The sequence below is a fragment of the Nocardioides alcanivorans genome (assembly GCF_021555175.1).
GTDB lineage: Bacteria > Actinomycetota > Actinomycetes > Propionibacteriales > Nocardioidaceae > Nocardioides > Nocardioides alcanivorans.
Genome location: NZ_JAKGRW010000040.1, coordinates 50,244 through 63,041, shown reverse-complemented (window position 1 = coordinate 63,041; position 12,798 = coordinate 50,244). Strand labels below are relative to the sequence as shown.

The window sequence follows — 12,798 nt, the reverse complement described above, 5'->3', positions numbered from 1 at the left end:
GCAGCCGAGGCCGGCAGCAGGTCGGGGCGCCTGGCGGCCGTACGGCGTACCGCCTGCTCGTGGCGCCAGCCGGCGATCGCGCCGTGGTTGCCGGAGAGCAGCACCGGGGGCACCTCGTGGCCGCGCCACGTCTGGGGTTTGGTGTAGACCGGGTACTCGAGCAGTCCGTCCTCGTGGGACTCCTCGACCAACGACTCGGGGTTGCCCATGAAGCCGGGCAACAACCGCACCACTGCCTCGGTGATCGCGAGCGCAGCGACCTCTCCCCGTTGAGCACGTAGTCGCCGATGGAGATCTCTCGGACCTCGGCCACGGAGTGGGCGTGGTCGAGGACTCGCTGGTCGATGCCCTCATAGCGACCGCACGCGAAGACCAGGTGCTGCTTCGTCGAGAGCTCGCGGGCCATCGACTGGCTGAAGGGTGCACCGCTCGGCGTCGTGAAGACGATCGTGGTGCCGGGTTCGACGAGCTCGTCCAGCACCTCGCCCCAGGGCTCCGGCTTCATCACCATGCCGGCACCGCCACCGTAGGGAGTGTCGTCGACGGTGCGGTGCTTGTCACGGGCCCGATCACGCAGGTCATGCACCGCGATGTCGAGCAGCCCCTTGTCACGGGCCTTGCCCGGCAGTGAGAGCTGCAGCGGCGCGAAGTAGTCGGGGAAGATCGAGACGAGGTCGATCCTCATTCGTCGTCGTCCAGCGGAGTCACCAGCCCCGGGCGGTCGGCCACGACGACCCGACCGGCGTCGAGGTCGACCTCGGGGACCAGCGCCTGGACGAAGGGCACGAGCGCTTCGCGGCCCTCCGGTGTACGCACGACCAACAGGTCTTGCGCGCCACCGTGGACGAGGCTGGCCACGGTGCCCAGCTCGGCGCCGTCGAGGTCGTGGACCGTCAGGCCGATGAGCTGGTGGTCGTAGAACTCTTCAGGATCATCGGGAGTCTCGTCCGTCGCGATGGTCGCGTGCAGGACAGTGCCACGGAAGGCCTCGGCTGCATTGCGGTCAGGGATCCCCTCGAACGTCGCCAACAGCGTGCCCTGGTGCCAGCGGGTGCTGCGCACGGTCACCGGGCCGCCCTTGAGTGCCGATCCCTTCGGCGGCGCTCCGCGCAGCACGTTGCCCACGGCGAACCGGCGCTCCGGTTCGTCGGTGCGTACGTCGACGGTCACCTCGCCGCGGATGCCGTGCGGCTTGCCGATACGGCCGACCACGACCTCGATCTCACTGTCCACGGACACGACCCTAAGGGATGCTGCCTGCCTCAAATGCAGGTGTGGGCGTGACCCGGTCAGGGTCACGCCCACACGGCGCAGTCGATGACTGTTCAGCGACGATCCACGTCGACGAAGTCGACGCGAGCACCGCCCCGGCCGGCAAGGCCCGAGATGACAGTGCGGAAGGCCGACGCGGTGCGACCGCCACGACCGATGACCTTGCCCAGGTCCTCGGGGTGGACCCGCACCTCGAGCACGGAACCGCGGCGCAACTGTTTGTCGCGCACGATCACGTCGTCGGGGTGGTCGACGATGCCTCGAACGAGGTGCTCCAGTGCGTCAGCCAGCACGTCAGCCCTCGGTGCTCTCGGCAGCGGCTTCCTCGGCCGGAGCCTCGGTCGCGGGAGCGTCGGCGGGGGTCTCGGCAGCTTCTGCAGCCGGGGCCTCCTCCTTCTTCTCCGACTTCTTCTTGGTCACCGCGGCGGCCTTGGGCTCGCTCTGGGCGTCCTTGAGGGCCTCGTTGAAGATCTCGAGCTTGTCGCGCTTCGGCTCGGCAACCTTGAGGGTGCCCTCGGCGCCCGGAAGGCCCTTGAACTTCTGCCAGTCGCCGGTGATCTTGAGCAGGACCTCAACGGCCTCGGACGGCTGGGCGCCGACGCCGAGCCAGTACTGGGCGCGCTCGGAAGTCACCTCGATGAAGGACGGGTCCTCCTTGGGGTGGTACTTGCCGATCTCCTCGATGACTCGACCGTCGCGCTTCTTGCGCGAGTCGACGACGACGATGCGGTACTGCGGCACCCGGATCTTGCCCAGGCGCTTCAAGCGAATCTTGACGGCCACGTTTGTGGTGTCTCCTCGAAAGTTGTGTTGGGTTGAGAGGTGGGTGCACCAGGTGGGGACCGGGGACTCACATCTCCTGGGAACTGTGAAGCCGGATGAGAGGGGCCGACAGCACAGGACTCAGCAGGAGATTCTGCCAGAGGTCCCGACCACGGCCAAAACCGGGCTGGAGCCACGTTTTCGCCCGCAGGGCGACGGCGGGAACCCGTCGCTCAGCCGAGCGCCTTCTCGATGTCGCCGACCAGCTTCTCCGGCTTCGTCGCAGGAGCCCATCGCGAGATCACTCGCCCGTCGCGGCCGATGAGGAACTTCGTGAAGTTCCACTTGATCCGATCCCCCAGCACCCCGCCCTTCTGGTCACGCAACCACTGGTAGAGCGGGTGCGCCCGGGGACCGTTGACGTCGACCTTGGCGAACATCGGGAAACTGACGCCGTAGTTGCGCTCGCAGAATGCACCGATCGCCTCCTCGTCGCCCGGCTCCTGGCTGGCGAACTGGTTGCACGGGAACCCGAGGACGACGAGTCCCTGGTCGCCGTAGGTGCGGTGCAGCTCCTCCAGCCCCTCGTACTGCGGGGTGAGTCCGCACTTCGAGGCGGTGTTGACCACCAGCACGACCTTGCCGGAGTACGCCGACAGCGGCTGCTCCTGGCCGGTGAGGGTGGTGGCGGTGAAGTCGGACAACGTGGGCATGCCACGAGGCTAGCGGGCATGCACGCCTCCTGTCAGGCGACGACGCTGCCCCGCAACACCACGCGCACCGGGCGACGCAGGGTGGACAGGTCGACGCGCGGGTCGGCGTCGTAGACGACGAAGTCGGCACTGGCTCCCTCAGTGAGACCGTCGAAGCCCAACCAGTCCCGTGCCCTCCACGAGGCGGCGGCGATCACGTCGGCGACAGGCAGGCCCATCTCCACCATCGCCTCGATCTCACCGACGAGCTCACCGTGGCGGGCCACCCCACCGCCGTCCGAGCCCACATAGATCGCCACCCCTGCCTCGTGCGCGGACATCAGCGTCTCGCGACGATGCGCGTAGAGGTCGTCCATCGTGGCGGCGTACGCGGGAAACCTCTCCCTGCCGTCGGCCGCGAACTGGGGAAACTTCCCGGTCTGCTGGACGGTCGGCACCAGGGCGATGCCACGGGTGACCATCGCACCGATGTGATCGGTGGTGAGACCGGTGCCGTGCTCGATGCAGTCGATGCCCGACTCGATGAGCCACGGTACCACGTCGCTGCCGAAGCAGTGGGCGGTGACCTTCGCGCCCTCCTCGTGAGCGGCCTCGATCGCCCGGGCGAAGTCCTCGTCGGTGAAGGAGGGTGCCAGGTCACCCTCCTCGCGTGAGATCCAGTCGCCGACGAGCTTGACCCAGCCGTCCCCCCGCCGCGCCTCCTGTCGGACCGTGTCGACGAGGTCGACCGGCTCGACCTCGTGGCCGAAGTTGCGGATGTAGCGGCGAGTCCTGGCGATGTGGCGACCGGCCCGGACCAACCGGGGCAGGTCATCACGCTCGTGCACCCAGGAGGTGTCGGTCGGCGACCCGCAGTCACGCAACAGCAACGCGCCTGCATCGCGGTCGAGCACCGCCTGCTCCACGACGTCCGCGTCGCTGATCGCACCGTGGTCCTCCAGCCCGAGGTGGTTGTGGGCATCGACCAGCCCCGGCACGAGGAAGCCCGTCGCCGCGGTCACCACCCCCGCCTGCGGCTCGAACGTGACGCGTCCGTCCACCACGTAGACGTCTCGACTCTCTTCCCCGGGCAACACCGGCCCCCGGAACCGCAACACAGTCATGGGCCGAGGCTACCCACAGGAGTTCACCAATCTGGCAGATGCGAAGCACCGAAGGACAAGACCATGCTGGGGCAGCTGGGGAACGAGGAGGAGACATGTCCAGAACCGTTCAGTTGCTCGCTTCCGCCAGCTCGCTCGCGCTTGGCGCAACCCTGGCCGCCGTACTCACCAGCCCGCCGGGCGCCGCCGCGCCGCAGCAGGGAGGTCGTGGCGGCGACAGACCCGCATGGACCGAGGTGGCCAGCGGTCTCGACAATCCACGCCTGCTCAGTTTCGACGGCACCAAGCTCTATGTGGCGGAGTCGGGCACCGGCGGTGCCGGCCCCTGCTTCGAAGGTCCCGAGGGCGAAGCCTGCTTCGGGACCACCGGGGCGATCACCGAGATCAGCCACCGCGGTCAGCGCCGCGTGGTGACCGGACTGCCATCCCTCGCCGGCCCGGACGGTTCCAGCGCTGGTGGTCCCGCCGACGTCCTCGTGCAGCATGGCCGCTGGACCATCACCGTCGGGCTCGGTGCCGACCCCGCAGTCCGCGCCACTCTCCCGTCCCAGCTGTTCGGCACGCTGCTCACCGGACAGCTGGGGCGCAAGGGCAATCGGGTCATCGCCGACCTGGCCGCGCACGAAGCCGCCACGGATCCCGACGGCGTCGGCCCCGACAGCAATCCGACCGGGCTGGCCCTCTCTCCCGGGCACGCGTGGCACAAGCGGGGAAAACACGGGCACAAGCACGGCAAATTGGGCAAGCACGCACGCAAGCACCACAGCAAGCACGGCAGGCATCACAGGCGCGCCAGCATCGTCACCACCGACTCCGGCGGCAACTCGCTCCTCGCGGTCTCGCAGTCCGGCCGGGTTCGCACCCTTGCGGTGTTCGACTCCCCGGGCACGGCGCCGATGCCGTTCCCGCCGTTCGACGAGGTACCGATGCAGTCGGTGCCGACCTCGGTCGTGCGCGGTCCCGACGGAGCTTGGTACGTCAGTGAGCTCACCGGGTTCCCGTTCGCTCCGGGCACGTCGCGGATCCACCGGGTGACCGCCGACGGCCGTTCGAAGGTCTGGGCGACCGGGCTGACCAACGTCACCGATCTCGCCTGGCACCGTGGCGTGCTCTATGCGGTGCAGCTCTCCGATGCCGGCCTGCTCAACGAGGAGGGCCTGCCGATGGGTTCACTGGTCCGCGTTGCTCCCCGCGGGGCGCACCGCACCGTCGTCGGGAACCTCCCCGCGCCGTACGGCGTCGCGATGTCGGGCCGCTCGGCCTACCTGACGACCTGCTCGGTCTGCGCCGGCGGTGGCGCCGTGGTGAAGGTCCAACTTCCCTGACCCCACCCAGATCGTCCCTAACAGATTTGTAGCCAAATCCCGGATCCACTACAAATCTGTTAGGGACGATCGCCTTTGGTTGACCAAGTCAACCAAAGGGTTGGCCGCGTCAGAGGCGGTCGAGGAGCCAGGCGGGGCCGAGCGTCATCGCGCCGAGGCCCTCGACTCGGGAACGGAGGAAGCGGTCGGCGGTGACGACGGTGACCCGACTGCCTGCCTCGGCCGCTGCCCGGGCGCGGGCCACGATCTCGTCGTCACCACTCCCCTTCGCATGCACGGTGTGGACGTGGGCGTCGCGACCGGCCTTCACACCACCCTTGCCGGCGCCCTCGAGCACCAGCACGATCTCGTCGTACGGCGTGTCGGCCGTCATCAGTCCCTCGTGCAGCCTGCGCGCCGCACCAGCGCGGTCCTTCCACCAGCCGTCGGGACGGCTGCCCACCACGTTGGCAGCGTCCACCACGAGCACGGAACTCATCGACCCATCACGTGGAGAACGCTAGCCGGTCGGCTCGATTTTCTCCTTCTCGCTGCGGCGCAGTCGCGGATCCGCCACCATGTGCACATCAATCCTCGGGTCCGCTCCTCCGACAGGAAGTCACCACATGAAGAAATCCCGCAGCGTCCTCGTGGTCGCCGTCAGTCTGGCGGCCGTCGTCCTGACCTCGACGACCGCTCAGGGTGCCCCGGCGAAGGGCAACAGGACAGTCGTCGCCTGCGTGGACAAGAAGTCCGGCGACCTCCGCGTCGTCAGCAAGGCCAAGAAGTGCGACCGTGGCGAGACCGTCTTGAAGTGGAAGAAGAAGCGGACGGGCAAGCGAGCGGCAGCAGGCACCGTCGGCCCGGCCGGTGCACCGGGTCGTGACGGCCGCGACGGTGTCGACGGGATCGATGGGATCGACGGCGCGATCGGCCCCATGGGGCCGGCAGGTCCCGCAGGTCCGGTCGGCCCAGCCGGGTCCGACGGTCTCAACGGAGTCGACGGCGCCAACGGAGTCGACGGCACGGTCGGTCCCGAGGGTCCGCAGGGTCCCCCAGGCCCTGCCGGCGCGGAGGGTGCAGTGGGCCCCGCCGGCCCTCCCGGGCCCCAGGGACCCGCGGGCACAGGCACCGGCACCGTCCTCGCCTCCAGCAGCGGTCTGCCGGGCAGCCTCACGACGGTCGTCGGCGGCCTCACCGGCACCGTGACCGTCCTGCCGTTGTCCGGCTCCGACAGCTTGTCGGGCGTCACACCAGTCGGACCGCTCATCGATCTGACGCCGATGCCAGGGCAGCGATCGATGCTGCAGCTCATCCCGAGCGACACGACACTGAAATCGATCACGGCACGTTTCAGTACCACCACCGCGATGTCCCTGATCGGCACGACACTGCACGTTCGGGCTCAGCTCTACACGAGCAGCGGCGGCGACAACGTCCTGTCCCCGGTCCCGGGCAGCACCTGCACCATGGCGCCGTCCCTGACCGGGGTCGTCGCCATCGGCACGGTCGGCCAATGCACCGTGACCGGCTTGAACATCCCGATCACCGCCGGGACAACGGCCGCGCTCGTCTTCTCCGCCGAGTCCACCGGAGTCACCCTGGTGAACACCCTGAACGCTCAGATGAGCGGCAGCATCCAACTCAACTGACGCGACGAATGATCCGCGCCCCGGCCGTCACGTTGCGGCCGGGGCGCGCTCACTTGAGGAACTTGGAGAAGTCCTTCGGCAGCTCGAGGTTGGCAGCGGCCGACTCGTAGTCGATGCCGGCCGGGGAGCCGAACGGGTTGCCGTCGGCGGGCGACTTCGCGGCCTCGGCCTTGCGCTGTTGCGCGGCCTTGGCCGGGTTGCCCGACACCCGCTTCGACTTGCCCTTCTTCTTGGCCTGCTTCTTGCCGCCGCCTGGCCCCGGCAGCCCGGGCATCCCCGGCATCCCGGGAACGCCTCCGCCCTTGGCCATCTGCTGCATCATCTTGCGTGCCTCGAAGAAGCGGTCGACCAGAGTGTTGACGTCGGAGACCTGGGTACCCGAACCCTTGGAGATCCGCAGGCGACGGGAGCCGTCGATGATCTTCGGGTTCTCGCGCTCCGCGGGAGTCATCGACTGGATGACAGCCTGGATCTTGTCGATCTCACGGTCATCGAAGTTGTCGAGCTGCTCGCGGAACTGCCCCATCCCGGGCAGCATCCCCATGATCTTCGACAGCGACCCGAGCTTGCGGATCTGCTGCATCTGGGAGAGGAAGTCCTCGAGCGTGAAGTCTCCGCCCTGTCCGGTGAGCTTCTCCGCCGCCTTGCGAGCGGACTCCTGGTCGAAGCTCTTCTCGGCCTGCTCGATCAGGGTGAGCATGTCGCCCATGTCGAGGATGCGCGAGGCCATCCGGTCGGGGTGGAAGAGGTCGAAGTCGGTCATCTTCTCGCCGTTGGAGGCGAACATGACCGGCTTGCCGGTGATCGAAGCGATCGACAGGGCAGCGCCACCACGGGCGTCGCCGTCGAGCTTGGTCAGCACCACGCCGTCGTAGCCGACGCCCTCCTGGAACGCAAGAGCCGTGTTGACCGCGTCCTGGCCGATCATCGCGTCGACGACGAAGAGGACCTCGTCGGGCTGTACGGCGGCACGGATGTCGGCAGCCTGCTGCATCATCTCCGCATCGACACCGAGGCGACCTGCGGTGTCGACGATCACGACGTCGTGGAGCTTGCGCTTGGCCTCCTCGATCGAGGCGCGCGCGACGGACACGGGATCACCGACCCCGTTGCCCGGCTCGGGGGCGAAGACGGGCACGCCGACCCGCTCACCGTTGACCTGGAGCTGGTTGACCGCATTGGGCCGCTGCAGGTCGCAGGCGACCAGCAGCGGGGTCTTGTCCTGCTCCTTGAGCCACAGCGCCAGCTTCGCGGCCAGCGTCGTCTTTCCAGCACCCTGCAGACCAGCCAGCATGATGACCGTCGGACCGGTCTTCGCATAACGCAGTCGCCGGGTCTCACCGCCGAGGATCGCAACGAGCTCCTCGTTGACGATCTTGACGATCTGCTGCGCGGGGTTGAGCGCCTGCGAGACCTCTTCTCCGCGCGCCCGCTCCTTGACCGCGCCCACGAACTCCTTGACGACAGGCAGGGCCACGTCGGCCTCGAGGAGCGCGATCCGGATCTCCCGGGCGGTCGCGTCGATGTCGGCTTCGGAGAGCCGTCCCTTGCCACGCAGGTTCTTGAAGGTGTCTGCGAGGCGATCGGAAAGAGTGGCGAACAAGTCGGTGTCCTAGTTCTGGCCTGACGGATGACGAAGTCCCAGCCTAACCGGCCACTGGCGACGTACGCTGATCAGCATGGTGGACTCATGGTTCTGGGGCTCGTTCGCGGTGGTGATCTCCGTCGTGGCCGTGATCGCCGTGGGCACGTGGGCCATCGCTCGCGACATGCGTCGATCGGGCGGAGGCGGCGGCGTGCACGCCAACCCGCTCGGCGCGATGGACGAGGTGTTCCACCCGGCTGCCCATCGGGCCAAGGAGGAGCTTCGCCACGTCGACGAGATGACCGAGGTCGTGCCCGCGCCCACGGGCGACGACCCGTCGGGCTCCGCGATGCAGCTCTCCCGCGGACCTGACGGCTCGATCCGCACCGCGCGGATCACGCGTCGACGCTGACACCGGTCAGCGTCGTGAGTACGGCCTCCCGCGCCTCCGCGGCACGCACCGCGCTGAGCGGTCCCCCGGCCGGCTCCTGCACGTAGAAGACGTCGACCGCCTGTGGTCCGAGCGTGTCCACATGGGCTGAGCGCACGGCGATCTCGACTCCCGCCAGGGCAGCACAGACCTGGTGCACGAGACCGGGCCGGTCCGGCGTACGCACCTCGAGCACGGTCGCGGTCAGTGACGCGCCGTCACGCACCAGCACCCTGGCTGGGTGGCCCAGTGGCCGGGCCAGACGTTCCTTCACCTGGGTACGGCCGTCGACCTCGGCCTGGATCCGCTCCCGCAGCAACGCGGCCCCGAGGGTCTGTTCCCCCATGTGCCACTCGGAGACCCCGACCTCACCCTGCGGCCAGGCGCGGGCGGCGAAGACCGGCACCCGCAGGTGCGCCAGCACCGCTGACACGTCGGCGAGCAGGCCCACTCGGTCCCGACCGAACACCTGCAGCACCGCCCCTCCTCGGCGTCGATGACGCGCACCGCCACCCGGTCCGGGTCGGCCTGCACCCCGTCGGGAAGCGGCACGTCGGCGTACTCCTCGTCGACCAGCGTCACACCCTGGTCGGCCAAGGTCTGGTCGGCACGCCATGCGAGGTCGCGGACCAGGCCGGCGCGCCACGACGACCACGCCTTGGGCGACGTCGCGCGGGCATCGGCCTCGGTCAGGGCCAGCAGCAGCGAGATGGTGAGCCGGTCGGAGATCCGGTCGGTGACCCTCGCCACCGTCACCGGGTCCTGCGGGTCGCACGTGGTCGCGGTCTCCGCCAACAGCAGGTGCCACCGCACCAACATCGCGATGATCTCGACGTCGGAGCTCGAGAACCCGAAGCGTGCAGCGATCTCACGGGCGATGCGTTCCCCGTTGATCGCGTGATCGCCGGCCTCTCCCTTGCCGATGTCGTGCAGCAGCGCCGCGATCACCAACAGGTCCGGGCGGGAGACGTCCGCCAGCAGCTTGGTCGACTCCATGCAGGTCTCCACCACGTGACGGTCGACGGTGAAGCGATGGATCACCGAGGCGTGCGGGAGGGCCCGCAGCCGCTCCCACTCGGGAAGGATCAGGCGCAGCGCCCCCGTCTCCTCGAGGGTCTCCCAGGTGGGCAGGAGCCCGCGGCCCGCAGCCAGCAACCGGACGAACAGGGTGCGCGCCTCGAAGCTCCACGGCTCCGACAGCACCGGACTCTCCCTGGCCAGGCGACTCGCCGTGGCCGGAGCCAGCACCAGATCGCGCTCGGCGGCGACAGTGGCTGCCCGCAGCAGCAGCGCCGCGTCGTCGGCCGGAGCGATCTTGCCGTCGAGCACCACCTCACCGCGGGAGATGGCCACACCGCGGGCAGCGGACTGCAGTGCCGGCCGCCGGGCCCCACGCACCGACACGGGGCGGGCGAGCACCGCGCCGACACGGCGCCAGGTCAGCCGCGAGAGATGGGTGATCCGACGACCGAGCTCACGGACGTGTACCTGCACCGCCTCGGCGTCGGGCAGTTCCAGAGGCCCGGCCAGCTGCGCCCACATCTCGGGACCGATGCGGTCGCTGGCCCGCCCGGCCAAGCGCTGCAGCTCGTCGCGGACGTCGAGCAACGCCCGCCGGCTCGGCTCGAGGTCGGGCCACGAGGCGTCGACCAGCCACGTGGCCACCAGCGCCGTGAGGATGCCCGCGTCGCGCAGCCCGCCCTCGGCCTCCTTGATGTCGGGCACCGACGCGTGGGCGAGCTCTCCCATGAGCTCATGACGTTGCTCGCGCATCAGCGCGAGGTTGGGCAGGCGGTGGCGAGCGTCGCGACGCCAGGAGGCGAGCAGCATCGTCCGCAGCCGGAGCGTCAGGTTGGGGTCGCCCGCCAGGTGGCGCAGGTCGAGCGCTCCGAGCGCGACCTTCAGGTCCCCCTCCGCCGCCGCCAGCATCTCGCTCAAGGAGCGCACGGAGTGGTCGAGCCGGTGTCCGGCGTCCCAGAGCGGGTACCAGAGGCTCTCGGCCAGCTCACCGGCGTCGAGGTCATCGGCGTGCACGAGCACCACGTCGAGGTCGGAGTACGGCGCCAACTCGCCTCGGCCATAACCGCCGACCGCGAGCAGACAGAAGCCGGCGTCCGGACCGCCGGCCTCGACGTACGCCGCGCGGCACAGGTCGTCGGCCGCCTCGGTGCGTTGGGCACGTTCTTCCGCAGTCACGCTGCCTCCTGAAATGAATCGTTCGTGGCGTCAGGTCGGGCAAAGGGGCGACGCCCGCCGCACCGGGGTTTGTCTGAACTCGCGGTGCGACGGGCGTCGGGCAGTTTGAGGTCTTTCGACCTCTGATCAGACGGCGTCGCTGTCGCGATCACCGGTGCGGACCCGGACGACACTGTCCAGGGCAGAGACCCACACCTTCCCGTCGCCGATCCTGCCCGTCTGGGCGGCCTTCACGACGATCCCGACGATGTCATCGGCATCGACGTCCTCGACCACGATCTCGATCTTGATCTTGGGCACGAGGGCGATGTCGTACTCGGCCCCGCGATAGACCTCGGTGTGGCCCTTCTGCCGGCCGTAGCCGCTGACCTCGCTCACCGTCATGCCGGTGACACCGAAGGTCTCGAGCGCCTCGCGAACGTCTTCCCACTTGTGCGGCTTCACCACCGCGGTCACCAGCTTCATGCCGGGACTCCTTCCTTGTCCTTGGTCGACGCGCCGCCGCGGCGGGTGCCCGTGGTGGTCGTGAGGTCGTAGCCCGACTCACCGTGCTCGATGAAGTCGATGCCGTTGACCTCGTCCTCGTCATCGATGCGCCAGCCGATGGTGGCCTTGATGGCGAAGCCGATGATGGCGGTGATGATGGCGGTCCAGAACATCGCGAAGAGGGCGATGAGGACCTGGATGACGAGGAGCTTGACGCCGTCGCCGTAGAAGAGGCCACCCTCGAGGGCCAGGAAGCCGATGCCGATCGTTCCGACGAGACCACCGACGAGGTGGACGCCGACCACGTCGAGCGAGTCGTCGAAGCCGAAGCGGTACTTGAGGCCGACGGCCAGGGCACAGAGCACACCGGCGACGAGGCCGATGATGATCGCACCCACCGGGGAGAGCGAGCCACATGCAGGCGTGATGGCGACGAGACCGGCGACGATGCCCGACGCGGCGCCCAGGCTGGTGGCCTTGCCGTCGCGGATCTTCTCCAGCAGCAGCCAGCCGAGCATCGCAGCGCAGGTGGCGACGGTGGTGTTGAGCCAGACCAGTCCGGTCTCGCTCACGAACTGGGTGTACATCATGTCCGGGTCGTCGCTGGCGAAGACGATCGAGCCGACGTTGAAGCCGAACCATCCGAACCAGAGCAGACCGGCACCGATCATGGTGAGCGGCAGGTTGTGCGGCTTCATCGGGCTCTTGCCGAAGCCGATGCGGGCTCCGATGATCAGGGCGAGGACCAGTCCGGCGACACCGGCGTTGATGTGCACGACGGTTCCGCCGGCGTAGTCGACCGGAGCGATCTCGGCGACCTTGGCGCCGGCTTCACCGACGGTGCCGAAGACCAGCGCGGCAAGACCGTCGGGGTTGTCGCTGAGGAAGCCTCCACCCCAGACCATGTGGGCCAGCGGGAAGTAGGACAGCGTGACCCAGATCGGCACGAAGACCATCCAGGAGGAGAACTTCACCCGGTCGGCGATGGCGCCGCTGATGAGTGCTGCGGTGATCACCGCGAAGGTGAGCTGGAACGACACGGTGATGTAGTCCGCCGGGTCCAGACCGTCCAGCCCGAAGAGCGTGAACGGGTTGGCGAACAGGGTGCCGATGTCATCGTCGCTGTATGACATCGAATAGCCCCACAGGACATAGACGACACCGACGATCGCAAGCGCGCCGAACGACATCATCATCATGTTCAGAACGGACTTGGACCTGCTCATGCCGCCGTAGAAGAGGGCGAGACCAGGAGCTGTCATCAGGAGAACGAGGGACGCTGCGATGAGCATCCA

At 68.6% G+C, this 12,798-nt stretch carries 14 protein-coding genes and 1 pseudogene; 3 read left to right on the top strand and 12 right to left on the bottom strand.

Translation table 11 applies throughout. The features are described 5' to 3' along the window. Nucleotides 1-74 precede the first annotated feature (74 nt). From trmD to L1066_RS17955, 6 genes and pseudogenes are all read right to left on the bottom strand, one after another. Nucleotides 75-685 (bottom strand): annotated as a pseudogene (trmD, locus tag L1066_RS17980) (tRNA (guanosine(37)-N1)-methyltransferase TrmD); the annotation flags it as partial. After that, entirely contained in the window at nt 682-1,233 is a 552-nt protein-coding gene (rimM, locus tag L1066_RS17975) for a ribosome maturation factor RimM (RefSeq protein WP_235737594.1), read from the bottom strand. The gene rimM and the pseudogene trmD, both read right to left, overlap by 4 nt. Nucleotides 1,234-1,325: 92 nt before the next feature. Beyond that, nucleotides 1,326-1,565: an RNA-binding protein gene (locus L1066_RS17970; protein WP_235737593.1), complete on the bottom strand. Its 240-nt coding sequence runs from the start codon at nt 1,563-1,565 to the stop codon at nt 1,326-1,328. Nucleotide 1,566: 1 nt separating this feature from the next. Then, nucleotides 1,567-2,055: a 30S ribosomal protein S16 gene (gene rpsP, locus L1066_RS17965; RefSeq protein WP_235737592.1), complete on the bottom strand. Its 489-nt coding sequence runs from the start codon at nt 2,053-2,055 to the stop codon at nt 1,567-1,569. Nucleotides 2,056-2,267: 212 nt separating this feature from the next. Beyond that, nucleotides 2,268-2,747, bottom strand: a complete 480-nt coding sequence (locus tag L1066_RS17960; RefSeq protein ID WP_235737591.1) for a glutathione peroxidase — start codon at nt 2,745-2,747, stop codon at nt 2,268-2,270. A 32-nt stretch (nt 2,748-2,779) separates the two neighbouring features. After that, nucleotides 2,780-3,850 carry an amidohydrolase family protein gene (locus tag L1066_RS17955; protein WP_235737590.1) on the bottom strand — a complete coding sequence of 357 codons (1,071 nt, stop codon included), beginning with the start codon at nt 3,848-3,850 and terminating at the stop codon, nt 2,780-2,782. 95 nt (nt 3,851-3,945) lie between these two features. Here L1066_RS17955 and L1066_RS17950 point away from each other — a divergent pair, with 95 nt between their 5' ends. Then, nucleotides 3,946-5,175: a ScyD/ScyE family protein gene (locus tag L1066_RS17950; RefSeq protein WP_235737589.1), complete on the top strand. Its 1,230-nt coding sequence runs from the start codon at nt 3,946-3,948 to the stop codon at nt 5,173-5,175. A 109-nt stretch (nt 5,176-5,284) separates the two neighbouring features. Here L1066_RS17950 and L1066_RS17945 read toward each other — a convergent pair whose 3' ends face one another. Next, nucleotides 5,285-5,653 carry a hypothetical protein gene (locus L1066_RS17945; protein WP_235737588.1) on the bottom strand — a complete coding sequence of 123 codons (369 nt, stop codon included), beginning with the start codon at nt 5,651-5,653 and terminating at the stop codon, nt 5,285-5,287. Between the two features lie 127 nt (nt 5,654-5,780). On the opposite strand from L1066_RS17945, the gene L1066_RS27005 reads away from it, so the two are divergent. Beyond that, nucleotides 5,781-6,806 (top strand): exosporium glycoprotein BclB-related protein, encoded by a 1,026-nt coding sequence (locus L1066_RS27005; protein WP_283095493.1) that lies wholly within the window; start codon nt 5,781-5,783, stop codon nt 6,804-6,806. Nucleotides 6,807-6,855: 49 nt separating this feature from the next. On the opposite strand, the gene ffh is transcribed toward L1066_RS27005, so the two are convergent. Next, the gene (gene ffh, locus L1066_RS17935) at nt 6,856-8,409 is read right to left on the bottom strand and encodes a signal recognition particle protein (protein ID WP_235737586.1); all 1,554 of its coding nucleotides are present in this window, start codon (nt 8,407-8,409) and stop codon (nt 6,856-6,858) included. Nucleotides 8,410-8,485: 76 nt separating this feature from the next. On the opposite strand from ffh, the gene L1066_RS17930 reads away from it, so the two are divergent. After that, nucleotides 8,486-8,803: a hypothetical protein gene (locus tag L1066_RS17930; RefSeq protein ID WP_235737585.1), complete on the top strand. Its 318-nt coding sequence runs from the start codon at nt 8,486-8,488 to the stop codon at nt 8,801-8,803. Here the strand turns inward: L1066_RS17930 and L1066_RS17925 are convergent. From L1066_RS17925 to L1066_RS17910, 4 genes are all read right to left on the bottom strand, one after another. Then, nucleotides 8,787-9,167 carry a hypothetical protein gene (locus L1066_RS17925; RefSeq protein ID WP_235737584.1) on the bottom strand — a complete coding sequence of 127 codons (381 nt, stop codon included), beginning with the start codon at nt 9,165-9,167 and terminating at the stop codon, nt 8,787-8,789. The genes L1066_RS17930 and L1066_RS17925 overlap by 17 nt on opposite strands. After that, nucleotides 9,092-11,017, bottom strand: a complete 1,926-nt coding sequence (locus L1066_RS17920; protein WP_235737583.1) for an HD domain-containing protein — start codon at nt 11,015-11,017, stop codon at nt 9,092-9,094. Before L1066_RS17920 ends, L1066_RS17925 begins: the two co-directional genes overlap by 76 nt. A 126-nt stretch (nt 11,018-11,143) precedes the next feature. Next, nucleotides 11,144-11,482, bottom strand: coding sequence for a P-II family nitrogen regulator (locus L1066_RS17915; RefSeq protein ID WP_235737582.1), 339 nt, complete (start codon nt 11,480-11,482; stop codon nt 11,144-11,146). Next, nucleotides 11,479-12,795, bottom strand: a complete 1,317-nt coding sequence (locus L1066_RS17910; protein WP_235737581.1) for an ammonium transporter — start codon at nt 12,793-12,795, stop codon at nt 11,479-11,481. The genes L1066_RS17915 and L1066_RS17910 overlap by 4 nt, the downstream gene beginning before the upstream one ends. Nucleotides 12,796-12,798: the final 3 nt, after the last annotated feature.